We start from the raw sequence: 24,395 nt of genomic DNA on the forward strand, positions 1-24,395 counted from the left end.
AAGAGACCGATGAAAACCCCGATCCGCGCGGCCGTCCTGGCCGGTGTGCTCAGCCTCGCCGTCGCGCCCGCCGCGCTGGCGCAGGTTTCCCGCTCGACCCCGGGCCAGCCCGAGGCCCGCACCGCGCTCGATCTGATGCCGGCCAAGGCAAAGCTCACCGTCACGACGCCCGCCTTCAAGGAGGGCGCCGACATCCCCTTCGAAAACACCCAGTATCGGACCAACACCTTCCCCGGCCTGAGCTGGACCAAGGGACCGAAGGCGACCAAGTCCTATGTGCTGATCATGCAGGACAACTCCCTGCTGCTGCGCGGCGCGCCGATCCTGCACTGGACGCTGTTCAACGTCCCGGCCAGCGTCACCAAGCTCGACGCCGGCATGGCGCCCACCGGCAACCCGGCCGGCTCGTCCTACGGTCCGAACTACAAGGGCGCGAGCCAGCCCTATACCGGCCCGCGCACCCCGCCGGGGCCGGGCGACAGCTACCACTTCGAGATCTTCGCCATCGACACCACGATCCCCGACGAGGGGAAGTCGAGCTATGAGGCGATCACCAAGGCGATGGAGGGCCATGTGCTCGCCAGCGGCGAGGTGGTCGGCCACGGGATCGCCGATCCCAGCGCGCCACCGCCCGCGCCACGACCTGCTGCGCCCGCGCCCAAATAGGGCTAAAGCGACCCTCGGGTAGGGGGAGCTTTGCGTCCGCATGGTTGAATTCACCGAGGCCGAACGCCGGGTCACGCTGGCGGGCGTGGCCATCGTCTTCCTGTTGTCGGCGCTCGATCAGACGATCGTCTCGACCGCCATGCCGCGGATCATCTCCGAGCTGAATGGCCTGGCGCTCTACTCCTGGGTGACCACCGCCTACCTGCTGAGCTCGACGGTGATGGTGCCCATCTGGGGCAAGCTTGGCGACCTCTTCGGGCGCAAGCCGGTGCTGTTGGCCGGGATCATCATCTTCCTCGCCGGATCCTGGCTTTCCGGCCTCTCCGGCGAATTCGGCGCCCTGCCGCTGGTCGGCGGGGGCATGACCCAGCTGATCGTCTTCCGCGCCATCCAGGGGATCGGCGGCGGGGCGCTCTTCACGACGGCCTTTGCGATCATCGGCGACCTCTTCCCGCCGCGCGAGCGGGGGCGAATCGGCGGGATGTTCGGGGCGGTCTTCGGGCTTTCCAGCACCATCGGCCCGCTGATCGGCGGCTATTTCACCGACCACGGCACGGTGCAGATCCTTGGCCACACGGTCGCGGGCTGGCGCTGGGTCTTCTACCTGAACCTGCCGCTGTCGATCCTGTCCCTGTTCATGATCCTGGTGAAGATGCCGAAGATGTCCCACCACGCGCGGGGCAAGATCGACTTCATCGGCGCGGGCCTGATCATCGCGACGGTGGTCCCGTTCCTGCTGGCGCTGACCTTCGGCGGCCGGACCTATCCCTGGGGCTCGCCGACTGAGCTCCTGCTGTTCGGCGGCTCGGCCCTGGGCCTGCTGCTCTATGTGATCGCCGAGCGGTTCGCGTCGGACCCGATCCTTCCGCTCGACCTCTTCCAGAACAGGGTCTTCTCCACCGCCAACCTGGCGGGCTTCCTGATCTCCATGTCGTTCATGAGCACCGTGGCCTTCCTGCCGCTGTTCATGCAGCTGGGGCAGGGGATCAAGGCCACCGCCAGCGGGCTTTCGATCCTGCCCTTGATGGCGGGCCTGATGGGCAGCTCGATCTTCGCCGGCCGTCTGGTCACCAAGACCGGCGCCTACAAGTCGCTGATGATCGGCGGCGTGGTCGTCACCTTCGCGGGCATTTTCCTCTTGAGCCGCATGCACGCCGAGACCGGCCGCCTCGACCTGGCCTGGCGCATGCTGGTGCTGGGGATCGGGCTCGGCCCCGGCCAGAGCCTGTTCAGTCTGGCGGTGCAGAACGCCATGCCGATTGAGCGGCTGGGCGTGGTCACCAGCTCCAGCCAGTTCTTCCGCCAGATCGGCTCGACGATCGGGGTGGCGGTGTTCGGGACGGTGCTGACCGCGCACCTGAACGCCGGCCTCGGCAAGATCATGCCGGGCATCGACGTGGGCAAGCTGCAGGGGATGGGCGTGGGCGCCAACGGCGGGGCGGCGCCGGCGCTGCCGCACTTCATCAAGGTGATCATCTCCGACGCGATCACCAGCGTCTTCGCGCTCGGGCTCTATGTCGTCGTCATCGCCTTCTTCGTGGTCCTGCTGATTCCGCAGGTGAAGATGCGCGACCGTTCGATGATGGGCGCCCAGGCCTCGCCCAAGGAGGACGGTGAAACCGTCATCCCGGCCGAGGCGCACCTCTAGCCAAAAGCGCCCTAGGGCTTGAGCTGGGCCGCCAGGAACTTCTTCACGCCCTCGCCATAGGGCGGGCGCAGCGCCTTCATCGGCCCAAGGTCCTTCTTGAGCTGGTGATAGATCGACTTGCGGTGGCTGAACTCCCGGAAGCCGTCGACCCCGTGGTAGCTGCCCATGCCCGAGGGGCCCACGCCGCCGAACGGCAGATCCTCCATGGCGACGTGGAAGATCACGTCGTTGACCGTGGCCCCGCCTGAGGTCGTGCGCGACAGGACCTGCGCCTCCTCCGCCGCGTCGGTCCCGAAGTAGTAGAGGCCCAGGGGCCGGTCGTGGGCATTGACGTAGCCGATGGCGTCGTCGACCGATTTGTAAGTCATTACAGGCAGTACGGGGCCGAAGATCTCCTCCTGCATTACCTTCATCTCGTCGGTGGCGTTGAGGATCAGGGTGGGCGGGATCTTGCGGTGTTCCTGTTGGCTGAAGTCCTCGCCGGCCGGGTTGATCTCGACGATCTCAGCGCCCTTCGCCCGGGCGTCCTCGACGTAGCCCTTGATCCGCTCGAAGTGCCGCTCGGCGATGACGGCGGTGTAGTCGGGGTTGTCCTTGATCGTCGGGAACATCGCCGTCACGGCCGCCGTCGCTTCCCGCACGAAGGTGGCCACCTGGTCGGCCGGGGCCAGGACGTAGTCGGGGGCCAGGCAGATCTGGCCGGCGTTCAGCGTCTTGCCGGCCATGATCCGGGCCGCGCTGGTGGCATAGTCGGCGGAGCGGCCGAGGATCACCGGGCTCTTGCCGCCGAGTTCGAGGGTCACCGGCACGAGGTTTGCCGCGGCCGCCTTCATCACGTGCCGGGCGACCGAGGTCGCGCCGGTGAACACGAGGTGGTCGAAGGCCAGTTCCGAGAAGGCTTGGCCCACGTCCGGCCCGCCGGGAAAGACGGCGATCTCGTCCTCGTCGAAGACTTCCGCGAACATCCGGGCCATCAGCTCCGAGGTCGCGGGCGTGAATTCCGAGGGCTTGATCATCACCCGGTTGCCCGCCGCCAGCACGCCGGCCAGCGGCGCGAAGGTCAGGTTCACCGGGAAGTTCCAGGGGCTGATGATGCCGATCACGCCCTTGGGCTGGAAGCGCACCTCGGCCCTGGCGCCCAGCATGCCGAGCAGCGCCGGTGTGGTCTTGCGCTTCTCAGGCTTCATCCAGGTCTTCAGGTGCGCCTTGGCATGCTTCAGCGGTCCGATGGACGCGCCGATGTCGGTGATGCCGCTGACCGCCGGCGCGCGCGCCCCGAAGTCCTGGGTCAGAGCCTTCACGATCGCCTCGTCATGCCGGATCAGCAGGCCGATGGCGCGATCGAGCCGCGCGATCCGCGTCTCGAGACTGGGCGCGCCGTCGCGGATGTTGGCGGCCTTCTGCCGGCGCAGCACCTCGGCCATGCGGCGCGATTCGCTCGCGAGGTCGATGTTCGGCGCAACGCTCATGGTCAGTCCTCCGTAGGCGCCGGCACGGTGAACCGGCCCCCCGCGTTCGACAAGCACGACGCCGCGTAAACCACGGCGCTCACCGAACGACGTGATCGACCCGCCTGTCTGTCCGGATCGCCGTCTTCCGGCGCAGGGCTTGGCGCGGCAGGTTCCGCCTCCGAATATTCAGAGGAGAAACCACATGAAAACCTTAGCTTTTGCGCTCGCCGTCGTCTGCCTGGGCGCCGGCTTCGCCTCGGCCCATCCGCCGGTCCGCACGCCGGAAGGAGAGGGTGCGGCGCCGGTCCTGCGCTACGCCGATCTCAATCTCCGCCGCGAGCCGGGCGTCCGGATGCTGGTCGGCCGCATCAAGCAGGCGGCCCACGCCTTCTGCGGTCCCGAACCCAGCGCGCTGAGCCTCGGCGAATACCAGCGCTACGGCGCCTGCGTGCGGGAGAGCACGGATGCGGCGGTGCGGCGGGTGAACGCCCCGCTGGTCACCTCCATCTATAAGCAGGGCGCAGACAGCCTGCGGTTCGCCGCGCGCTGAACCTTGTGACCTCATGGCGTCAGCAGAAGCGCGTCGGCCCCCGGCCGGCGCGCTTCTTGCCGTCAGACGGCGTCCAAGCCGATGTCCAGCACGCTGGCGGAATGGGTCAGGGCGCCGACGCTGATCACGTCCACACCGGTCTGGGCGATCGCCCGCACGGTTTCCAGCGTCACGCCGCCGGAGGCTTCCAGCACCGCGCGGCCGGCGGCCCGGCGCACCGCCTCCGTCAGGTCATCCAGGCTGAAGTTGTCCAGCAGCACCACGTCGGGGCCGTACTTCAGCGCCTCCTCGAGCTGGTCGAGCCCGTCGACCTCCACCTCGACCTTCATCAGATGCCCCGCCGCGGCCTTGGCGCGACGCACAGCCTCGCCCACCGAGCCGCAGGCGGCGATGTGGTTGTCCTTGATCAGGATTGCGTCATCGAGGCCGAAGCGATGGTTGATCCCGCCGCCGCAGCGCACGGCGTATTTTTCAAGGGCGCGCAGGCCCGGCGTGGTCTTGCGCGTGTCGGCGATCAACGCGCCGCTGCCTTCGATCGCCTCGACATAGGCGCGCGTCAGGGTCGCGACCCCCGACAGGCGGCCCAGAAGGTTCAGGCTGACTCGTTCGGCCGCAAGGAGGGCGCGGGCGTTGGCGTCCACCCAGGCGAGCTTTTCGCCGGCCCCGATCCGGGTCCCGTCGTCGGCCACCGCCTTGAAGTCGGCCGAGGGGTCGAGGGCGGTGATCGCCAGGCGCGCGCAGGCAAGGCCCGAAACCACGCCGGCCCTGCGGGCGACGAAGACCGCGCGGAGCCGGGTATCGGCGGGGACGCAGGCCTGGGAGGTGACGTCTCCGGCGCGCCCCAGGTCCTCGGTCAAGGCCGCCTGGACGAGGGGCGCGATCAGCAAATCCGGCAGGGGCTCGGTCATTCGGCGGCGTACCTCCAGGCGTTGGCGGCGATGAGTTCGGACCAGCGGACGAAGGTCCGTTGCGGGACTGCGGGGCTTTCGCCGGCGTCGGCGCGGAAATGGCCGCCGCGGCTTTCGGTGCGGGCCAGGGCGCAGGCCGCGACCAGCCGGGCCGCCGCCAGCGCCGCCGTGCGTCCGTGCCGGGCCTCCAGGCCGTCGACCTCGTCGAGCAGGCGCGAGAGGCCCTCGGCCGAGCGCACGACGCCGGCGTCGCGGCTCATGGCCCGCCGCAGGGCCTGCACGGCGGCCTGGGGAAGCTCGGGCGCGATCAGGCGGACCAGGCGCGCGGGCGCGGGCTCCGGCTCAAGGCCGGCGGCGCGGCCGGCGCGGGCTCCGAACACCGCGGCCTCCAGCAGCGAATTGGAGGCGAGGCGATTTGCGCCGTGCACGCCGGTCGAGGCGCACTCGCCCGCGGCGTAGAGGCCGGGGAGGGAGGTGCGGCCCTCAGCGTCCGTGGCGATCCCACCCATGTGATAGTGACAGGCCGGCGCCACGGGGATCGGCTGGCTCCGCGGGTCGATCCCGCCGGCCAGGCAGGCGGCGAACACCGCCGGAAATTCGTCGGGGAAGCGTTCCCCGACCGCGTCGCGCGCGTCCAGGAAGGCGCCGCGGCCGGCCTCGCGCTCGGCGTGGATGGCGCGGGCGACCACGTCGCGCGGCGCGAGCTCGGCCTGCGGATGGTAGCGGCCCATGAAGCGCGCGCCCGCCGCGTCGACAAGCACCGCGCCTTCGCCGCGCAGGGCTTCGGTGGCCAGCGGCGCCGGATCGCGGCCAACGTCGATGGCGGTCGGGTGGAACTGCACGAACTCCGGATCGGCGACGAGCGCCCCGGCCAGGGCAGCGAGTCCAAGACCTTCGCCCCTGAGCTCGGCCGGCGTGGTGGTGACGGCATAGAGCCCGCCGATGCCGCCGGTCGCCAGCACGGTCGCCGTCGCCGTGATCTCGACCAGCGCGCCCTCATGCTCGGCGATCACGCCCCGCACGCGGCCCGAGGCGTCCTGCAGCAGGCCACGCAGCCGATGGCCGGTGCGCACCTCGACATGCGGAGCGGCCAGGACGGCGATGGCGACGGCCTGCATGATCGCCGCGCCCGCCTGGTCGCCCTTCACGCGCGCCACGCGAGGCCGCGAGTGGGCGGCCTCCAGGCCCTGGGCGAAGCCGCCGTCGGCCGTGCGGTCGAAGGGCGCGCCGAGCGCGGCCAGGGCGCGGACCGCGGCCGGGCCTTCCTCGGTCAGGATACGCGCCATGGCCGGATCCACCAGGCCGGCGCCGGCCGCGATGGTGTCGGCGGCGTGGGCCTCGGCGCTGTCGTCGGCGGACAACGCCACCGCCATGCCGCCCTGGGCCCAGGCCGAGGAGCAGCCGTGGTTCACCGGCGCGTCGGTCAGCACCAGCACCTGGCGCGGGGCGGCCGCCAGGGCGGCGCTGAGGCCCGCCAGGCCCGCCCCGACCACCAGCACCCCGTCGTGGACGATCCGGCGCATCAGATCAGCTCCACGTCGACGTGGTGGCGCGCCTTGACCAGATCGTAGCGGGCGGGCTTGGCCGGCGGCGGCAGGTCGACCATCCGCTGCACCGCCAGGCGGGCGCGCGCGGCGACGTCGGCCTCGACCGTCACCTCGTGGCGGCCGTGCAGCAGGGCCTCGTAGATGTTCTCCAGGCTGATCCGCTGCATGTGCGGGCAAAGCACGCAGGGCCGCACGAACTCGGTGTCGACCGCGTCGGCCGCGACGTTGTCGGCCATGGAGCACTCGGTGATCAGCACGACCCGCTTGGGCTTCCGCGTCAGGACGTAGTCGTTCATCGCCTGTGTGGAGCCCGCGAAGTCGGCGACTTCCAGCACCTCGGCCGGGCACTCCGGGTGGGCCAGCACCTCGGCGCCGGGATAGGCCTGCTTGATCTCCAGGATATCGGCGGCGGTGAAGCGCTCGTGCACCTCGCAGCGGCCCTTCCAGGCGATGATCTTGATGTCGGTCTGGCGGGCGACGTTGCGGGCGAGGAACTCGTCTGGGATCAGGATCACCCGGTCGACGCCCCACAGCCGCGCGGCCTCCTCGACCACCTGCACGGCGTTGGCGCTGGTGCAGCAGATATCGGTCTCCGCCTTCACCTCGGCGGTGGTGTTGACGTAGGTCACTACCGGCAGGCCGGGGTAGCGCTGCTTGATCAGCCGCACATCGGCGCCGGTGATCGAGGCGGCGAGTGAGCATCCCGCCCGAAGATCCGGAATCAGAACGGTTTTCTCCGGCGACAGGATCTTCGAGGTCTCGGCCATGAAGTGGACGCCCGCCTGGACGATGACCCTGGCCTTCGAGCGGGCCGCCTCCTTGGCCAGGCCCAGGCTGTCGCCGACATAGTCGCCGACCCCGTGGAAAATCTCCGGCGTCATGTAGTTGTGCGCCAGGATCACCGCGTCCTTTTCGGCCTTCAGCCGGTTGATCGCCGCGATCAGTGGGGCCTTGGCGCGCCATTCCATCGGCGTGACGATGCGCCTGACCTTCTCCCAGACCGGCGCGGTCTCGACCTCGATCTCGGGTGTGAACGCGAACTGGAACCCATCGGCGGCCATCAGATCCTCCGTTATGCTCAAAATGAGCATTTCTTCGGTCTAAAAAGACGCCAGGCGAGCTTGTCGCTGGCGTCAGTTATGCTCAATCCGAGCATAACCGGTAAGGGACATATAGACCCATCCGGACATTTCGCAAGTCTCGGAAGCGAAAAGGGCGCCTAGACGGCTTCCGGAGCCTTTCCCATCACCGCCTCGATGACGGCGGCGAGGGCCTCGGCGGGGTAGGGCTTGGCGAGTAGGGGCCACGGCGCCTCGGTCGCGGCCCCCAGGGTCTCGCCGGTGTAGCCGGAGGTGAGGATCACCGGCAGGCCGGGGCGCATCTCCACCGCCTTGTGCGCGAGTTCCACGCCGTTCACCCCGCCCGGCATGATCAGGTCCGTGAGTAGCAGGTCGATCCGTTCGCGGCGCTTGAGGATCTTCAGGGCCGGCGCGGCAGCCTCGGCGCGCACCACCTCGTGCCCCAGGTCCGTCAGCATGGCCTCGACCATCTCACCGACGCTGGCGTCGTCCTCTACCAGCAGCACCCTGCGGGCCGGCCCCCGCGCCGCGGGAGCCTCCACGGCGGTCTGCGCGCGCCTAGCGCCGGCCCCGGCGAGCGGCAGGTAGACACGGACAGTGGCGCCCTTGCCCGGCGCGCTTTCCACGACCGCCGCGCCGCCGCTCTGGCGGGCGAAGCCATAGACCTGGCTCAGACCCAGACCGGTGCCGCGCCCCGGCTCCTTGGTGGTGAAGAAGGGCTCGAACACCCGGGCCGCGGTCTCGCTGTCCATGCCTTCGCCGGTGTCGTGCACCGAGACGCAGAGGTACTCGCCGGGCGGAGCGTCTTCCGCCTCCCGGGCGGTCAGGGTGCAGAGGTGGCTTTCCACCCGGATGCCGCCGCCGGGCGGGGTGGCGTCGCGGGCGTTGACCACCAGGTTCATCACCGCCGCTTCGAACTGGCTGGGGTCGACGTTGCTCACCGCTTGCGGTGCGCCAGGGGCCACGGTCAGCGTCACCGCCTCGCCGACCGCGCGGCGCAACAGGGGCTCGCTCTCGGCCAGGATGTCGTCGACGCAGACCAGTTCGGGCTTCAGGGCCTGGCGCCGCGAGAACGCGAGGAGCTGCTGGGTCAGCCGCTCGCCGCGCCGGGCCGCGCCTTGCGCAGCCTCGATCATCCGCTCGCGCCGGGCCTCATCGGCGGGATGGCGCTGGATCAGGTCGAGGGCGCCGATGATCACCGTCAGCAGATTGTTGAAATCGTGGGCGACCCCGCCGGTCAGCTGGCCGACGGCCTCCATCTTCTGGGCCCGCACCAGGGCGGCCTCGGCCTGGTCGCGTTCGGCGAGCGCGGCCTGCACCCGTTCGGCCAGGAGATCGTTGATCCGCTTGAGGTCGGCCTCGGCGCGCTTGGCGTCGCTGATGTCGTAGCCGACGCCGATGTAGCCGGTGAGCTCGCCGGTCGGCAGGTAGCGCCGCTGGGAGACGGAGCGGATCCATGGGTGCTCGCCATTGCTGCGGCGGTAGCGGGCTTCCCAGATGAAGTCGCCGCCCGTGGTCAGGGCGGTCCGCTCCTCGGCGGCGATGCGGTCGAGGTCGTCCGGATGGATCAGGCCGCGCCAGTCGAAGCCCAGCGCGGTGTCATAGTCGAGGCCGAGGAAGTCCAGGTAGGCGCGGTTGACGAATTCCCGGGCGCCCGTGAGGTCCGAAACCCACATCAGCACCGGAGCGCTATCGGCCAGGACGCGGAACCGGGCCTCGGTGGCTACCAGGTCGGCCTGCACCGCCGCCTCGGCGGCCTTGGCCTCGTCGAGCCGCAACAGGGCCTCGCGGAGCGCCGCGGCGACCAGCACCGTAGCCACGCCGGACAGCGCGAACTGGATGATCACAGCGTCGCGCGAGACGGTCGACACCGTGATCGTCGCGCCGAAGAAGCCGATCACAATCGTGACGATCAGCGAGGCCCAGCCCCAGCGGGGTCCGGCGTAAAGCGTCGCCACGATGAAGGCGGGGAAATAGGTGGCTGAGAGGCCCCAGGCGTTGTCGAACCCAAGCAGCAGGCCGCGGATCAGGATCGCGCCCGCAAAGGCCGTCAGGGTGATGAGGGCGGCCCGCCAGAGGGGCGGGGAACGGCGGGGAATGAAGCGTAGCGGCCACTCGGACGGCGTCATACTCGAAGCGTCTCCGGCACGATGTCTGCAAGCCCGGCCTACCCCGCGCCAGAATGGGAGTGCTGGCGACAGGGCGCAACCGGGGATATGAACCCTGACCCCCGCGGCCAGGATGCCGGTCTCAACGCGCTCCGGCGCAGCTTGTTCAACTTTTGGCCGGTTTGCGGCCCCACGATGGTCCAGTACCGGCGCTAGGCCCGCCGGTCGCGAGGAAAAGGGAAGACGACGAGATCCGCAGGTTGTTCGACATATGGCGCCGCGCCGGCCTGGCGACGGCCATGGCGGCGGCCGCGCTCTGCGCCTGCGCGCCGGCGTCCAAGCCTGTGACTGCGCCGGCGCCGGCCCTGACCGCGCAGGGCCTCTCGGACCCGATGCTCATCGCCATCACCGCCAGGTTCGATCCCGCGATCCGCGATCTCGCCCGGCGCCACGATCCGGGCCTTCGCCGTGCCGACACCTGGGGACGGCCGCAAGGCTGGTCGAACCTCGACCTGAGAGAGGTTCCCGACCTCGGCTTTGCGACCCAGGAGGGGGATGGGGCCGTCGCGGTGAACAACCTGCGGCCCTTCGCCGGCCTGCCGATCCGTCCGATGCGCCCGTTCGTGCTGAACGCCGACCCCGACGACAGCGCGCGTGCGCTCCACTGCATGACCCAGGCGATCTATTTCGAGGCGGCCCGCGAGCCGGTGCGCGGCCAGCAGGCGGTGGCCCAGGTGGTGCTGAACCGCGTGCGGCACCCCGCCTATCCGAAGTCGATCTGCGGCGTGGTCTATCAGGGCTCGGCCCGGCCCACCGGCTGCCAGTTCACCTTCACCTGCGACGGCGCGCTACGCTGGGCGCCGCAGCCGACGCTCTGGCGTCAGGCGCAGGACGTCGCCCGGCGCGCGCTGGCGGGTTTCGTCGACAAGGACGTGGGATCGGCCACCCACTACCACGCGGCCTATGTCGTGCCGTACTGGGCCCCGACGCTGGTCAAGATGACCCAGGTGGGGCAGCACATCTTCTATCGCTGGACCGGCCCATGGGGTGAGCCGCCGGCCTTCAACGGCCGCTATGCCGGCCGCGAGGCGGACCTTTCGCCCGAGCTCCTGGCCAGCCTCGACCCGCGCACCCAGGGCGGAGGCCCGGCGACGCACCAGATCACGCTTGCCGTCGCGGGTGAACTGCGCACCTACACGGTCGCCGATCCCGGAGCGCCGGGCAATGAGCGCACGCGGGTGCTGGGCGCGCTCTATGCGCCCCGCCGCCAGCCGACGGCGGATGAAGTGAAGCGGATCAACGACAGCTTGGCGACCATGGAAAAGGGGCTGGAGCCCACGCCGCAGTCCGCGAGCCCCGCGCCGGCCAAGTCGACGCCCGGCCCCAAGGCCGAGGTCGCGGCCAATCTGCCGGGCCTATAGAGGCTCCGACGGCGCGTCGGAAAAGGCGTCCGGATAGCTGACGCTCATCTCCCCGGCGAAGGCGTGGTCCTCGAGCGCCAGCGCCTGGAAGCCGGCGAGGCCCCGATAGGGCGCGCCGACCCCCGCGGCGGCCCCCGCCGAGAAGCCGAAACGGCCATAGTAGGCGGGATCGCCCAGCACCAGGATCCCGTGGCAGCCGAACTCTCGCGCGGTCTCCAGGCTGGCGCGGACCAGGGCCGAGCCCAGCCCGCTTTTCTGCCGTCCGGGAAGCACCGCCAGGGGCGCGAGGCCCGCGTAGAGCTCCCGCCGATCGGCCCACAGCCGGCTGAAGAGGATGTGGCCGACAACCTCGCCGGCCTCCTCCGCGACCAGTTCGAACGCCACGTCGCCGTCGGCGCGCAGGCGGCTGACCAACCGGCCCTCATCGCCGCGCCCGAAGGCCGCCTGCAGGACCGCTTCGATCGCGGGATGGTCGGCGGTCCTGGCGTGGCGGATCATCGGCGACCTACCAGACCCCGATCTTTTCGGCCTCGTGGTGGCTGATCGGGTGATGCGCCTTGCGGTGGTCCTCCTCGGCGAGGAACCGGACCGCTTCGAGCGCCGCCATGCAGCCCATACCGGCCGCGGTCACCGCCTGGCGGTAGATGTCGTCGGTGACGTCGCCGGCCGCATAGACCCCTTCGATCGCCGTCGCCGCGCTGCCGGCCTTCACCTGCAGGTAGCCCGCGGCGTCCATCTCCAGCTGGCCCTTGAACAGCTCCGAGGCCGGCGCGTGGCCGATGGCGATGAACACGCCGTCGCAGGGGACGACCTTGGTCTCACCGGTCTTCACGTCCTTCAGCCTCACGCCGGTGACCCCCATGGGATCGCTCCCGCCGATCACCTCGTCGATGGCGTTGTTCCAGATCACCTCGATCTTGGGGTGATGGAAGAGCCGCTCCTGCAGGATCTTCTCGGCGCGGAATTCGTCGCGCCGGTGCACGACCGTGACCTTCGAGCCGAAGTTGGTGAGGAAGAGGGCCTCCTCGACCGCGGTGTTGCCGCCGCCCACCACCACGACCTCCTTGCCGCGGTAGAAGAAGCCGTCGCAGGTGGCGCAGGCCGACACCCCGAAGCCCTGGAACTGCTGCTCGGACGGCAGGCCCAGCCACTTGGCCTGAGCCCCAGTGGCGATGATCAGGGTCTCGGCGAGCCAGACCTGGCCGGAGTCCGTGGTCAGCCGGAACGGCCGCTTCGACAGGTCGGCGGAGAGCACGATGTCGTTGACGACCTCGGTGCCCACATGCTCGGCCTGGGCCTGCATCTGTTCCATCAGCCAGGGCCCCTGGATGACGTCGGCGAAGCCGGGATAGTTCTCGACGTCGGTGGTGATGGTCAGCTGGCCGCCGGGCTGGATCCCCTGGATCAGCACGGGGTTCAACAAGGCGCGCGCGGCATAGACCGCGGCGGTGTAGCCTGCCGGGCCGGATCCAACGATCAGGCAGCGGACAGAACGGGGCTCGGAACGATCCTCAGACATACCCCTTATGTAGGCGAGATTCTGGAGCGGCGCATGCAGGACGAACTGAAGACGGTCGGGGTGGTCGCGCTGGTGGGCGGCGCGGTCGGCGTCGGCCTGGCGCTGGGCCTGGGCCTGCGGTTCTTCACGGCCGTGGCCATGGTGGGCCTCGGCACGGGGGTCGCCCTCGGCGTGCTCGCCGGAACCAAGCCGAAATCCCTCAGTCTGGAATCCAGCCCGCCGCTGCTCTGAGGCGCGCTTAGTTAACGCGCGTTTCAGCGGCCGGAGCTAGACTGGCCGCCGATGAGCGCCATTCCCGCCCCGCCCGAAGTCGAAATCGCCGGCCGCCGGATCGGCGCGGACCATCCGCCCTATGTGATCTGTGAGCTGTCGGGGAACCACAACGGCAGCCTCGAGCGGGCGCTGATCATGATCGACGCGGCCGCGGCCACCGGCTGCGATGCGATCAAGATCCAGACCTACACGGCCGACACCATCACTCTCGACGTCGACCGGCCGGAGTTCAGGATCACCGGCGGCCTCTGGGACGGGCGCAGCCTGCACGAACTCTACCGCGAGGCCCAGACGCCCTACGAATGGCACGCCGCGCTCTTCGCCCGCGCCGCCGAGCGGGGCGTCACCCTGTTCTCCAGTCCGTTCGACGAGACCGCCGTCGACCTGCTCGCGGGCCTTGGCGCGCCCGCTTACAAGATCGCCTCCTTCGAGGCCGTCGACCTGCCGCTGATCCGCTATGCGGCCAAACAGGGCAAGCCGCTAATCATCTCCACGGGCATGGCCAACCTCGCCGAAATCGAGGCGGCCCGCGCCGCGGCGCTCGAGGCGGGCGCGGCGGGCGTGGTGCTGCTCCATTGCGTCTCGAGCTACCCGGCCGAACTCGCCGACGCCAATGTCCGCACGGTGGCCGACATGGCCCAGCGCTTCGCCTCGCCGGTCGGGCTCTCCGACCACACGCACGGCACGGCGGCCTCGGTGGCGGCGATCGCCATGGGGGCCAGCGTCATCGAAAAGCATTTCACCCTCGCCAGGGCCGACGGCGGCCCGGACGCCGCGTTCAGCCTGGAGCCTGGCGAGTTCACCGCGTTGGTCCGCGACACGAAGGACGCCTGGACCGCGCTCGGCCGCGCCCACTACGACCTGCTGGGCTCGGAGCGGGCCAACCGTCAGTTCCGGCGCTCGCTCTATGTCACCGCCGACGTCCGCGCAGGCGAACCCCTGACGCGGGCCAATGTCCGCTCTGTGCGGCCGGGCAACGGCCTGCCGCCGGCCGATTTCGAGGCGGTGCTCGGCCGCGCGGCGTCGCGGGACCTGACCCGCGGCGAACCGCTGGCCTGGGACATGCTGGCCTAGAGGCCATGGACCGCGCGGCCGCCATCGCCAACGGACCCCGCGCTCCGCCATGGACATGGTCGCCGAGCTTCGCGACCTGTTGCGCCGCGCCGACGAGCCCGGACCCTACGTCCTGGTCGGTCATTCCTACGGCGGCCTGCTGATGCGCCTGTTCGCCTATCATCATCGCGATGAGGTGGCGGGTTTGGTGCTGGTGGACTCGATGCACGAGGATCAGTTCGAGGTCTTCGGGCCGCTCTTTCCGCCCCCCGCGCCCGACGACCCCGAACAGCTGAAGAGCATCCGCGCCTTCTGGACCACCGGCTGGCGCGACCCGGCCTCGACGACGGAAGGGATCGACTTCCTGACGAGCCAACGCGAGGGCCACCAGGTCACCTCGCTGGATGACCTGCCCCTGCGGGTGATGACCGCCGGGACCTATCTTCACATGCCCGGCGTTCCCGATGTCGCCCGGCCGCACCTGCAGTCGCTCTGGCGGGGGCTGCAAGGGCGGCTTGCCGGCCTTTCGCGGAACGTGGCCGTCACGCAGCTGGACGCCAGCGGGCACTTCATCCAGCGCGACGACCCGGCCGCTATCGTCTCGGTGATCCGGGATCTGGTCGCGCAGGTGCGTAAACCGCCGCAATCGGCGGCCGTGGTAAGGACAGATTAAGCCAAATCGCGGCCTGCTTCCGCGATGCGGGAGACAATCCGATGAACGCCATGCCGAAGCCGCGCGACCTTTCGCCCACGCTCGCCGAGACGGTGGTCGGGGACTTCATCCGCGACGGGGCGCACCTGTTCGCCGATCCGGTGGACCCACGCGCCTGCGCCGACCTCCTGGCCCGCATTCGCCAGACCCGCGACTTCGGGTCGAGCCTGTTCCTTTCCGAGGCGGAGTTCGACGCCGACCCGCAATACACCGGCGTCAATCCGCGCCCCGGCCGCAACCTCCTGGAGCGGCTCGAGGATGGGCTCGGCTTCGTCGAAAAGGCGCCGCAGCTCGTGGACGGCATCACCGCGCTGCTCGGCCCCGACTATGAGATCCTCAACAAGAAGGTGGTCTGCGGCGTGCCCGCGGCCTCGGTGCCGGACTGGCTCCGCAAGCGGATCCTCGGCAACCCGGTGAACAACCTCGGCGCCTATGTCCGCCCGCAATACCGCGACATCACCTACTTCTACGGCATCGATTTCCACCAGGACCTGATCGACTACAAGCAGCGCGAGGCCGACTTCCTCACGCTCTACGTCTACCTGCATCCGGTGACCCGCTCCGACGCCCCGCTCTATCTCCTGGAGGGCAGCCACAAGCTCGGCGGCTCGGTCTTCCCGCACAACCTGACCCGCATCGGCGACACCGACTGGCTCTACCAGAACGGCGACCACGGCGAGGTGGTGGCCCGCCAGCACATCCTGACCGGCGATACCGGCTTCGCGGCCATCTGGCACGCCTGCACCCTGCACGGCACCCAGCCGGACGCCGCCGATCATGAGCGCATCTCGCTGCGCTATCTCGTCGCCCGCCGCCACAAGGGCCCGACCGGCCTCGACGCCGTCAACGCCAAGCTGGAGGGCCCCTTGAGCCTCTCCGACACCCGCGCGGATCTCGCCGCCGACGGCTCGGCCGCGGTCAAGCGCAATACGGTCAACCAAGCCTAGTCGGGCAGGGCCGCCTTAGCCGGCGCGCTCGGCGACCAGCTTCAGGAACGCCTCGCCGACCCGCGGGCCGCCCTGTCCGTCGCAGAGCGCGGCGCTGCTCGCAGCCAGCTGACGGCGGAGCGTGGCGTCGGTCATCAGCCGCATCAGCGCCCGGTCGAAGGCGGCCTCGTAGTCGGGGGCGGCGACGTCGACCACCAGGGCCGCCTCGCGCTCGGCCAGCGCCGTGGCGGCGCCACGCTGGTTCTCCGCCAGCACCAGCATCAGGGTCGGCAGGCCGAGCGTGCAGCGCTCCCAGGTCGAGGATCCCGCAGCGCCCACCGCGATATCGGCCTCGGCGGTCAGCCGGGCCATGTGCAAGCTGTCGACGTGGAGCGTGACGCGGGTGTCGCGCTTGGCGATCTTGCTGAGGCCGGCGAGGCTCGGCGCCTCGGCCCCCAGGACGATATCGAGACCCGCCTCGCCGATCCGCGGCCGCAGGCGGTCGACCACGCGCGCGGTGACGCCGTCGAGGTCGGTGAGGCCAAGCGACACCAGCACCCGGCCCACCGGCTCGCCGCGCCAGGCCAGGGCTGTGTCGCGCAGGGTCGCGAACTCGGCCCGCACCGGGGCGTAGTGGGGGCCGAGCAGCAGCTGCGCGCCCTCATCGATCAGGCCCTCATAGTCCTCCGGGCGGCGCGCCGGGCCGGAGTCCAGGATCAGGTCCGCGCCGAGCGGCCGGTCGGCCAGGTCGTCGATGACCAGCACGGGGTGGCCCTGGGCCATGGTCCGATGATCGGCGGCGGAGAGGCCGTAGTGGTCGAACACGATCGCGTCGTAGGTTTCGCCGGCCACCGCCTCGGCCAGGTCCCGCGGCGCGGCGGAGGCTGCCGGGACCTGGGCGCGGTCCGGTGCGAACACCGCCAGCATCGCCGCGGCCGCGGGCGGCGCGATAAACCTGCAGCTGGCGCCCTGCGCGTCCAGCACCCCGGCCAGGGTCAGCGAACGCATGACATGGCCGCCGCCCACCGCAGGACCGGCGTCGACGACGAACAGGATGTTGGGGCTGCTCATATCCGCCGCGGGCCTCCGGACGACTCAACCGTGCCAACCCTAGGCGCAAATGCAAAGGGCCGCTCCGAAGAGCGGCCCCGCACGTCGATATTGTGGCCGAGCGTCAGATGATGCTGCTACCCGAAATGTCGGTCAGCGCGCGGCCCGTGAGGATCACCGCGTCATCCGCCACGTTATTGTTGTTGGTGTCGACGAAGACGATGATGTCGGCGCCGACCTGCACGACGGCGACGTCCTCGCCGGCGTTGGTCACGAACATCGCGTTGGCCTTGGTAAGGGCGTCAGCGAAGCTCGTCCCCGTCGCGTCGGTGTGGAACGCGGTCGGTGTGATCGCGAAGTCCAGGTGATCCGTCGAGTTCCAGTCTGTAATCGTCGCGACCCCCGTGGAGCCGCCAGCCACGGGCGACGAGCCGGAGGCGAACACGAAGTTATCCGTGCCACCGCCGCCCGAGAGCACGTCGTGCCCGCCGGCGCCGGTGATGGTGTCGTTGCCCGCGCCACCGGTGATGGTGTCGCCGGCGCCGGTGCCGACGATCGAGTCGCTGCCGGCGCCGCCGTCGATGACCGAAGCCAGGCCGCCGCTGCCGCTGATGGTGTCGTCGCCGTCGCCGCCCTGGATCCCGCCCGCGCCGGTGAAGGTGATGGAGTCGTTGCCCGCGCCGGCGTCGATCAGGTCGTTGCCGCCGCCGCTGGAGATCACGTCGTTGCCGGCGCCCGATGAGACGCTGTCGTTGTTTGAGCCGACCAGGGTGATGGTGTCGCCGCCGGAGCCGGAGGTGACGACGTCGGGCCCGGTGCCGGTGTCGGAGAGGACGTTGGTTCCGTCGCCGAGCGCGATGTGGTCGCCGGTCGAGCCGGTGATGGTCACCGTGTCGTTGCCGGCCCCGCCCGAGACCGTGTTGGCCCCGCCGGAGTCGACCAGGGTGTTGTTGCCTTCGCCGAGCGTGAGGGAGTCGGAGCCGCCGCCGGACGAGATGTTGTCGTTGCCCGCGCCGCCGTCGATCGTGCTTGCGGCGGTCGAGCCGCTGACCGTGTCGTCGCCATCGCCCGCGCTGACCGAGCCTCCGCCCGTGAAGCTCAGGACGTCGTTGCCGCTGCCGGCGTCGATGGTGTCTGTGCCGCCGCCGGCCGCGATGGTGTCGTCGCCGGTGCTCGACGAGATGCTGTCGTTGCCGGCGCCCGTCGTGATGGCGTCGTTGCCGATGCCGGAGATGACGATGTTGGCGCCTGCGCCGGCGTTGACGACGTTGGTCCCGTCGCTGACGACGATCACATCATTGCCGGAGCCCGCGGTGACGGTGTCGTCGCCGATTCCGGTGTTGATGTTGTTGTTGCCGCCCCCGGCCACGTTGATCGTGTTGTTTCCCGTGCCGCCGTCGATGGTGTCGTTGCCGCCGGCGGTGCTCAAGGTGTCGTTGCCGGCGCCCAGGATGATCGAATCGTTGCCGGCGCCCGACTGGGTGACCTTGTCGTTGCCGTCGCCGGCGTCGATGGACGAGTTGCCGCTGCCCGCGGAGATCGTGTCGTTGCCGATCCCGCCGTTGATCGTGTCGTTGCCGCTGGCCCCGCCGGACAGGTTGTCGTCGCCGTCCTCGCCGAACACGTTGTCGTTGCCCGTGCCGCCCACGACCGTATCGTTGCCGAGGTTGCCGTTCAGGAAGTCGTTTCCGTTGCCGCCGGACAGGTTGTCGTCGTCCTTGCCGCCCAGGATCGTGTCGGCGTTGGAGCTGCCGGTGATGGTGTCGCTGCCGAGGTTGCCCTGGGCGAAGTTGGTGCTGGTCGCGCCGCCGCCGCCGGCCAGGTCGATGGTGTCGTTGCCCTGGCCGCCATAGATGGTGTTGAAGCCCGCGCCGCCGTTCAGGCTGTCGTCGCCCTGGTTGCCCTGCAGCAGGTCGTTGCCGCCCGCGCCGCCCATGGTGTCATTGCCGTCGCCGCCGAACAGGCCGTCCGCGCCGGTGGTGCCGACCACCGTGTCGTTGGTGGTCAGGCCGATGTAGAGCTTGGAGCCGTCGGGGAAGAGGGTGAGCGACTGGCCGCGGATCACCGTCGGGTCGTCCCCGAAGGTCACGCTGTTGCCGTTGTAGATCAGGGTGACGCTCGGCAACGTGTTGACCGTCAGCGGATTGAAGACGACCGTCGCCTGACTCGCCGTGCCGCTGGTGAACACCAGCACGTCGTTGGCTTGCAGGTACCCGGCGGCCTGCGCCTGGGTCATTTGATCGAAGAAGAAGTTCGCCACGTCAGGGCCCCCGACTCGGAAGAATTAGCGTCACCATGCCGCGATGATGTTGCCAAAGTCTTGCTAAACCGCCGCCGCGTTTACCATGAGGCAACAAGGCCTCAGATCGATGACGCCGCTCGCCGTGCATCGAAGCGCCGCAGCAGTTCGGCGGCCGCGCGATTGGTCTCGTCCAGCGGCGGATAGCGCCACGCCGCAAGGCTGCCGGTGAACGGCCGTGCGATACCGCGGCGCCTGAGGTCCTGGTGGAACCGGTCGAACTTGCGGCCGCCGCCGTCCATCGACAGCACATGGATCGGCTTGCCGGTGGTCGCCGCGTCGGTGGCGAGGTTGGTCGAGTCCTCGGTGACCAGGATGCTGTCGGCCGCCGCTAGGAAGGCGAAGTAGGGGTTGTCGCCCTGGCCGTCCCAGATCCAGCCCGGCACGGCGGCCAGGCCCTCGGTCAGGATCCGGCGCGCGGGTTCCGGCGTGCGGCGGGTGAAGCTGACCAGCAGCGAGCCGCCGATCGCCTGCACCGCGGCGGCCACCTCGGCGGCCATGGCGCGCGCGCGCTCGGGCCGCAGGTCGTGGGATCGGGACTTGCCGCCGACGATCATCGCCACCCGCGGCGCCGGCAGGGGATCGATCTGCGGCCGGAAGTGGGCGAGGTCCCTGGCGAAGCCCTGGGCGCTCATCCGGTTCGGGGCGCCGACGATGGGGAAGACGTTGGGGCCGGTCAGGGCGTCGTGGACCGGCGGGACGACGAGGTCGAAGGCGGCCAGGCCACGGCGCGGGTCCTGGGTCTGGACGACGAAGGTGCGGCCGCCCGACCAGCGGCGGACGCGGCGCGACAGCGGCAGGCTCGCACGGCCGGCGCCGATCCAGATGTCCGGCCAAGGCGGGGCGATGGGGCTGTCGGCGCGCAGAACCAGACGCGGGAAGGGGATCAGGCTGAGCGGCGTGCGCCCCAGGCCCCATCTCCAGCCGACCCGCTTCACGACGACGCTCGCCGCGCGCTGCCGCGCCACGGCTTCCGCCAGGCCCAGAACCTGGGCCTCAATGCCGATGCGGCCGTCGGAGACGGCCCAGATGGTCAGGTGAGGCGAGGGGCCCTCAGTCATAGAGGCGGCGGGCCATCGCAGAGTGGGTTAGACCCACTCCACCTTGGTGATCTCATAGGCCTTCACGCCGCCGGGGGTGTTCACCTCGACGGTCTCGCCGCTTTCCTTGCCGATCATGGCGCGCGCGATGGGCGAGGTGATCGAGACCCGGCCCTGTTTCACGTCGGCCTCGTGTTCGCCGACGATCTGGTAACGGGCCTTTTCCTCGGTGTCCTCGTCGATCACCGAGACGGTGGCGCCGAACTTCACCTGCTTGCCCGAGAGCTTCGAGACATCGATGACCTGTGCGCGGGCCATCTTGTCCTCGATCTCGGCGATCTGGCCTTCGATCCAGCCCTGGCGGTCCTTGGCGGCGTGGTACTCGGCGTTCTCGGAGAGGTCGCCGTGCAGACGCGCTTCTCCGATCGCGGCGATCACGGCGGGCCGTTCCACGGTCTTCAAACGCTTCAACTCTTCGTCGAGGGCATGGTAGCCCTCGGCGGTCATCGGGACTTTATCCATTGAGGTGGTGACTCGAGTTCGCCCTAGTTAGAAGTTCGCAGTTTCCGGCCGCGGGCGCAGGCGTCCGGGGGGAAAGAGGATAGAATTGTGCGCCGCAAAACGCAAGGTGACCAAACCGGCGCTATCTGAACCCTCCCCTATATAGGGACGAGGCCCGGCCGGTTAGAAGGGCCGCGCGCCGTTCTTTGAAGAGAACCGGTGCTTTGCGACCGGACCGTGACCGGCGGCAGGTCACCCCACGGCCGGCGGCCGGGTCTGGCGCGGATCGTAGAAGAACCGCTCCTCGGCGACGCGGTCGCCCTCCCAGCGCTGCAGGGTGAGCTCCTCCATGATCATCGGCGGTCCCTCCGCCGGGGTGAAGGTGAATTTCCAGCGGATCGCCACCTTGTCGCCGTCGATCAAGAGGTCGGCCACCGGATCGGTCCTCATCGTCTCGAACCGCGCCATGGTCGCGCGCTCGTCGGCGATCAGCCGCTCCAGGCCCAGCCGCGGCGCCTGCTGATTGTCCTGCATGGTGGCGTTCGGATGGTAGAATTCCTCGAGCGCCTCGACGAACCTGGCCTGCTCGACCAGGGCGACGAAGGCCTGGACGCGATCTCGGGTGGGCATCGGCGGGGCTCCAACTGGCGGCGACGGCTCAAGCGTCCTAGGTAAGGCCTCGCTCGAGGAGACCAAGCCCATGGCGAGCCCACGCGGGATCACCCTCTACCATTCGCCGGCCAGCCGCGCCTTCACGGCCTACTGGATGCTGGAGGAACTGGGCGTCCCGTTCAACGTCAAGACCATCGATATCCGCAAGGGCGAGCAGAAAGCGCCCGCCTACCTGAAGCTCAACCCGGCCGGCAAGGTGCCGACGCTCACGGACGGGGGGGTTGTGGTCAGCGAGAATCCCGCCATCGCCATCTATCTGGCCGACCGCTACGGCTACGGGACGCTGGCGCCGAAGATCGACGAGGCCGACCGCGGGCCGTACCTGAAGTGGATCGTCTATTCGAGCGCCGTCGTCGATCCGGTCGCCACCCTGCACGAGCAGAAGATCGACCTGCCGGGCTACCACTTCAGCTTCGGGTCCTTCGACGACATGGTGCAGGTCCTGAGCAGCGTCCTGAAGACCCGCGAGTACCTGCTGGGCGACCGGTTCTCGGCCGCCGATGTGGTGCTGGGCGGGACCCTGTCGCGGCTGCTCTACCAGAAGGTCCTGCCACAGGAGCCGGTGCTGCTCGACTACAATGGCCGGCTGACCGCCCGCGAAGCCTACCACCGCGCCGCCGACGCCACCTGGCCCTCGCACCTGTTCCCGGTGGGCTAGCGGCCGGGCGGCAGCTTCGGCGCGTCGGCGGGGGCGGCCACCTGGGCGGTGTTGAGCGTCATGGAGACCAGGTCGTAGTAGCCGCTGAGCGCCACCAGATCGATGATCCCCTGGTCGCCCAGGACCTTGTGCGCGGCGGCGTAGGCCGGGTCGGCGACCCGGTGCGTGCGGCGTAGTTCGGTGACGAAATCGTAGACCGCGGCCTCGTCGGCGGCCATGCCGCCGGGCCGCTTGCCGGCCGCAAGGTCGGCGGCGATGGCCGGCTTGAGGCCCGCCTTCATCGCCAGCGGATAGTGCGCCGACCATTCGTAGTCGGCGTCCCACGCCCGCGCCGTCATCAGAATCGCGAACTCGTTCAGCCTGGGCGGCACGCTGGAGTGGAAGCGAAGGTGCTCGCCCACCTGCTGCAGCTTGTCGGCGAGTTCAGGGCTGCGCAGCCAGGCGTTGAACGGCCCGCCCATCGTCTTGCGCGGCCCGGCGACGATGGCGTCGGCCACTTGCCGCTGGGCTGGCGTCATCTGCTCGGGCGTCAGTGTCGGGAACCGCTCGGCGGCCTCAGCCGGCGCGCCGGCGGCGATCCCCAGTCCCAAGGCGGTGGCGATGACCGGGCCGGATGTCTTTCCCATGGGGACGTCTCCTGGTGATGAGGCTATTCGCTGACGCTGATCACGGCGCCGGCCAGCTCCGCCGGCTCCGGCGGCTCGTAGACGCCCTCGATGAACTCGAACATGTCGGGCGAGACCTCGATGGCGAAGCTGTCGCCGCGCACCACATTGCGGCCGGCCACCCGGGCGCGCCGAATCTCCTGCGGCGCATCGACGAAGTGGAACTGCAGCGGCAGGTCCGTGGCCTCGGCGATCTCGCGGACCCGGGCGCGGTCGGCCACCCGCATCAGGCCGATGTCCAGGATCACCGGGGTTCCGGTCGCCAGGACGCCGGCCGCCACCGACCAGATCTGCGCCTCGCAGCGGGCGACCCGCTCGATCATCCAGTCGTACTCGATGGGCTCAGGCATGTCGGGCCCGAACATGCGCGCCATCCAGTCGTCGAGGATGAAGGCCACCGCCTTCTCCCGCCGCGCGAAGGCGTGGGCGTAGGTGGTCTTGCCCGCGCCGCAGGGCCCGAAGATCACATTCAGGGTCGCTGTCATCAGCGAACCGAAAGCCCGCCGTCGATGACCAGCTCGGAGCCGGTGACATAGCGGCTCTCCTCGGACGCCAGCCAGAGCACGCCGTTGGCGATGTCCTCCGGATAGCCCTTCACGCCCAGCGGCACGGCCATGGTCGATATGGCGTCCAGGTCCGGCGGGGCGTTGGCGCCTGGATTGGTGGTGTCCATGATGGAGAGCCAGATCGGGGTCTCGATGATCCCGGGGTGCACCGAGTTCACCCGGATGCCGTCCTTGGCGTTGGCGCACTCCATGGCGACGGCCTTGCTGAAGAGCCGCACGCCGCCCTTGGTGGCGCAATAGCCGGCCAGCGTCGCCGCGCCCTTCAGGCCGGCCACCGAGGACATGTTGATGATGCTGCCGCCGTCGCCCGACACGCGCATCAGCGGGATGGAATGCTTCACGCCCAGGAAGACGCCGTCGAGGTTGACCGCGGTCTGCTTGCGCCAGTCGGCCAGCGTCATGTCGAGGATCGAGCCGCCGATGCCGATGCCGGCGTTGTTGACCAGGATGTCGAGCCGGCCATGGCGGGCCTTCACCTGGCCGACGACATCGGCCCAGGCGGCCTCGTCGGTGACGTCGTGGCGCAGGTATTCGGCCTTGCCGCCGGCCTTGGCGATAGCGGCCACGACCTCGGCCCCCTTGTCGTCCTGCAGGTCGGTGATCACCGCCACCGCACCCTCGGCCGCCAGCTTCTCGGCGCAGCCACGCCCGATGCCGCTCGCCCCGCCGGTGATCAGCGCCACCTTGCCCTGCACGCGACCCGCCATGACGACCTCCCTGGATGTTTCCAGAGGCCTAGCCCACGACAAAGGCCGCCGCCAGCGCTTCGCATGCGGCGTCGTCTGGTCGGACGCACAAATCCCTCCCGGCCCGCGGCGCACCGCCGGCGGCAGAGGGACGACGATGGCGGCCGGCGAACGCGTCGTCGGCCGGTCAGGGCGTCAGCGCATCCAGCTCGGCGTCGAGTCGCCGGTCATGATCATGTAGACGCCGCCGATCACCAGCAGGGCGATCGCGACGACCATCATGGTCCCGAGCAGGCCTTCGAAACGCTCGGCCAGATGCTTGTTCTTGTGATGAACTTCCGGGTGGTCAGAGTGCATACGGCTACCTCCCAATCTGCTGGGGGTTTCTTTGCCCCCG

24 protein-coding genes and 1 pseudogene are annotated in these 24,395 nt (G+C 69.8%); 9 read left to right on the forward strand and 16 right to left on the reverse strand.

What is annotated here, in order from left to right:
* Positions 1 to 9 precede the first annotated feature (9 nt).
* Together ACESMY_RS08665 and ACESMY_RS08670 are read left to right on the forward strand one after the other, a co-directional pair.
* Positions 10 to 666, forward strand: coding sequence for a YbhB/YbcL family Raf kinase inhibitor-like protein (locus ACESMY_RS08665; protein WP_372784165.1), 657 nt, complete (start codon positions 10 to 12; stop codon positions 664 to 666).
* A gap of 40 nt (positions 667 to 706) precedes the next feature.
* A complete protein-coding gene (locus tag ACESMY_RS08670; RefSeq protein WP_372784166.1) occupies positions 707 to 2,314 on the forward strand; it encodes an MDR family MFS transporter in 1,608 nt (535 codons plus the stop codon).
* Between the two features lie 11 nt (positions 2,315 to 2,325).
* On the opposite strand, the gene ACESMY_RS08675 is transcribed toward ACESMY_RS08670, so the two are convergent.
* Entirely contained in the window at positions 2,326 to 3,783 is a 1,458-nt protein-coding gene (locus tag ACESMY_RS08675; RefSeq protein ID WP_372784167.1) for a coniferyl aldehyde dehydrogenase, read from the reverse strand.
* A 184-nt stretch (positions 3,784 to 3,967) separates the two neighbouring features.
* Here ACESMY_RS08675 and ACESMY_RS08680 point away from each other — a divergent pair, with 184 nt between their 5' ends.
* Complete coding sequence (locus ACESMY_RS08680) at positions 3,968 to 4,315, forward strand: UrcA family protein (protein WP_372784168.1); 348 nt, start codon at positions 3,968 to 3,970, stop codon at positions 4,313 to 4,315.
* A 62-nt stretch (positions 4,316 to 4,377) separates the two neighbouring features.
* On the opposite strand, the gene nadC is transcribed toward ACESMY_RS08680, so the two are convergent.
* The 4 genes from nadC to ACESMY_RS08700 form a co-directional block, all read right to left on the reverse strand.
* A complete protein-coding gene (nadC, locus tag ACESMY_RS08685) occupies positions 4,378 to 5,223 on the reverse strand; it encodes a carboxylating nicotinate-nucleotide diphosphorylase (protein ID WP_372784169.1) in 846 nt (281 codons plus the stop codon).
* Entirely contained in the window at positions 5,220 to 6,746 is a 1,527-nt protein-coding gene (locus ACESMY_RS08690; RefSeq protein WP_372784170.1) for an L-aspartate oxidase, read from the reverse strand. The genes nadC and ACESMY_RS08690 overlap by 4 nt, the downstream gene beginning before the upstream one ends.
* Positions 6,746 to 7,861, reverse strand: a complete 1,116-nt coding sequence (nadA, locus tag ACESMY_RS08695) for a quinolinate synthase NadA (RefSeq protein ID WP_372784171.1) — start codon at positions 7,859 to 7,861, stop codon at positions 6,746 to 6,748. Before nadA ends, ACESMY_RS08690 begins: the two co-directional genes overlap by 1 nt.
* A gap of 128 nt (positions 7,862 to 7,989) precedes the next feature.
* Positions 7,990 to 9,978, reverse strand: a complete 1,989-nt coding sequence (locus ACESMY_RS08700; RefSeq protein ID WP_372784172.1) for an ATP-binding protein — start codon at positions 9,976 to 9,978, stop codon at positions 7,990 to 7,992.
* Positions 9,979 to 10,217: 239 nt separating this feature from the next.
* On the opposite strand from ACESMY_RS08700, the gene ACESMY_RS08705 reads away from it, so the two are divergent.
* Positions 10,218 to 11,378, forward strand: a complete 1,161-nt coding sequence (locus ACESMY_RS08705; RefSeq protein ID WP_372784173.1) for a cell wall hydrolase — start codon at positions 10,218 to 10,220, stop codon at positions 11,376 to 11,378.
* Here ACESMY_RS08705 and ACESMY_RS08710 read toward each other — a convergent pair.
* Both ACESMY_RS08710 and trxB read right to left on the reverse strand, forming a co-directional pair.
* Positions 11,373 to 11,876 carry a GNAT family N-acetyltransferase gene (locus ACESMY_RS08710; RefSeq protein ID WP_372784174.1) on the reverse strand — a complete coding sequence of 168 codons (504 nt, stop codon included), beginning with the start codon at positions 11,874 to 11,876 and terminating at the stop codon, positions 11,373 to 11,375. The two genes, ACESMY_RS08705 and ACESMY_RS08710, sit on opposite strands and share 6 nt — an antisense overlap.
* Positions 11,877 to 11,883: 7 nt before the next feature.
* Positions 11,884 to 12,897 (reverse strand): thioredoxin-disulfide reductase, encoded by a 1,014-nt coding sequence (gene trxB / locus ACESMY_RS08715; RefSeq protein WP_372784175.1) that lies wholly within the window; start codon positions 12,895 to 12,897, stop codon positions 11,884 to 11,886.
* Positions 12,898 to 12,930: 33 nt separating this feature from the next.
* Between trxB and ACESMY_RS08720 the strand changes: the two genes are divergently transcribed.
* The 4 genes and pseudogenes from ACESMY_RS08720 to ACESMY_RS08735 all read left to right on the forward strand — a co-directional run bounded on the left by ACESMY_RS08720 (position 12,931) and on the right by ACESMY_RS08735 (position 15,882).
* Complete coding sequence (locus tag ACESMY_RS08720; RefSeq protein ID WP_372784176.1) at positions 12,931 to 13,128, forward strand: hypothetical protein; 198 nt, start codon at positions 12,931 to 12,933, stop codon at positions 13,126 to 13,128.
* A 51-nt stretch (positions 13,129 to 13,179) separates the two neighbouring features.
* Complete coding sequence (gene pseI / locus ACESMY_RS08725) at positions 13,180 to 14,244, forward strand: pseudaminic acid synthase (protein WP_372784177.1); 1,065 nt, start codon at positions 13,180 to 13,182, stop codon at positions 14,242 to 14,244.
* Positions 14,245 to 14,254: 10 nt separating this feature from the next.
* Positions 14,255 to 14,896 (forward strand): annotated as a pseudogene (locus tag ACESMY_RS08730) (alpha/beta fold hydrolase); the annotation flags it as partial.
* 41 nt (positions 14,897 to 14,937) lie between these two features.
* Positions 14,938 to 15,882, forward strand: a complete 945-nt coding sequence (locus ACESMY_RS08735; RefSeq protein ID WP_372784178.1) for a hypothetical protein — start codon at positions 14,938 to 14,940, stop codon at positions 15,880 to 15,882.
* Between the two features lie 15 nt (positions 15,883 to 15,897).
* Here ACESMY_RS08735 and pseG read toward each other — a convergent pair whose 3' ends face one another.
* The 5 genes from pseG to ACESMY_RS08760 form a co-directional block, all read right to left on the reverse strand.
* Entirely contained in the window at positions 15,898 to 16,932 is a 1,035-nt protein-coding gene (gene pseG / locus ACESMY_RS08740) for a UDP-2,4-diacetamido-2,4,6-trideoxy-beta-L-altropyranose hydrolase (protein ID WP_372784179.1), read from the reverse strand.
* 103 nt (positions 16,933 to 17,035) lie between these two features.
* Positions 17,036 to 19,171, reverse strand: a complete 2,136-nt coding sequence (locus tag ACESMY_RS08745; protein ID WP_372784180.1) for a beta strand repeat-containing protein — start codon at positions 19,169 to 19,171, stop codon at positions 17,036 to 17,038.
* Between the two features lie 101 nt (positions 19,172 to 19,272).
* Positions 19,273 to 20,271, reverse strand: coding sequence for a mitochondrial fission ELM1 family protein (locus ACESMY_RS08750; RefSeq protein WP_372784181.1), 999 nt, complete (start codon positions 20,269 to 20,271; stop codon positions 19,273 to 19,275).
* A gap of 27 nt (positions 20,272 to 20,298) precedes the next feature.
* Positions 20,299 to 20,772: a transcription elongation factor GreA gene (gene greA / locus ACESMY_RS08755; RefSeq protein ID WP_372784182.1), complete on the reverse strand. Its 474-nt coding sequence runs from the start codon at positions 20,770 to 20,772 to the stop codon at positions 20,299 to 20,301.
* Positions 20,773 to 21,003: 231 nt separating this feature from the next.
* Positions 21,004 to 21,381: an ester cyclase gene (locus ACESMY_RS08760; RefSeq protein WP_372784183.1), complete on the reverse strand. Its 378-nt coding sequence runs from the start codon at positions 21,379 to 21,381 to the stop codon at positions 21,004 to 21,006.
* 70 nt (positions 21,382 to 21,451) lie between these two features.
* On the opposite strand from ACESMY_RS08760, the gene ACESMY_RS08765 reads away from it, so the two are divergent.
* On the forward strand, positions 21,452 to 22,081 hold the full coding sequence (locus tag ACESMY_RS08765; protein WP_372784184.1) for a glutathione S-transferase family protein: 630 nt from the start codon (positions 21,452 to 21,454) through the stop codon (positions 22,079 to 22,081).
* Here ACESMY_RS08765 and ACESMY_RS08770 read toward each other — a convergent pair.
* From ACESMY_RS08770 to ACESMY_RS08785, 4 genes are all read right to left on the reverse strand, one after another.
* Entirely contained in the window at positions 22,078 to 22,707 is a 630-nt protein-coding gene (locus ACESMY_RS08770; RefSeq protein ID WP_372784185.1) for a carboxymuconolactone decarboxylase family protein, read from the reverse strand. The two genes, ACESMY_RS08765 and ACESMY_RS08770, sit on opposite strands and share 4 nt — an antisense overlap.
* Positions 22,708 to 22,730: 23 nt before the next feature.
* Positions 22,731 to 23,231, reverse strand: coding sequence for an AAA family ATPase (locus ACESMY_RS08775; protein ID WP_372784186.1), 501 nt, complete (start codon positions 23,229 to 23,231; stop codon positions 22,731 to 22,733).
* Positions 23,231 to 24,019 (reverse strand): SDR family NAD(P)-dependent oxidoreductase, encoded by a 789-nt coding sequence (locus ACESMY_RS08780; RefSeq protein WP_372784187.1) that lies wholly within the window; start codon positions 24,017 to 24,019, stop codon positions 23,231 to 23,233. Before ACESMY_RS08780 ends, ACESMY_RS08775 begins: the two co-directional genes overlap by 1 nt.
* A 174-nt stretch (positions 24,020 to 24,193) precedes the next feature.
* Entirely contained in the window at positions 24,194 to 24,355 is a 162-nt protein-coding gene (locus tag ACESMY_RS08785; protein ID WP_372784188.1) for a hypothetical protein, read from the reverse strand.
* Positions 24,356 to 24,395 lie beyond the last annotated feature (40 nt).

Origin of the sequence: Phenylobacterium sp. (assembly GCF_041691455.1) — a bacterium.
GTDB lineage: Bacteria > Pseudomonadota > Alphaproteobacteria > Caulobacterales > Caulobacteraceae > Phenylobacterium.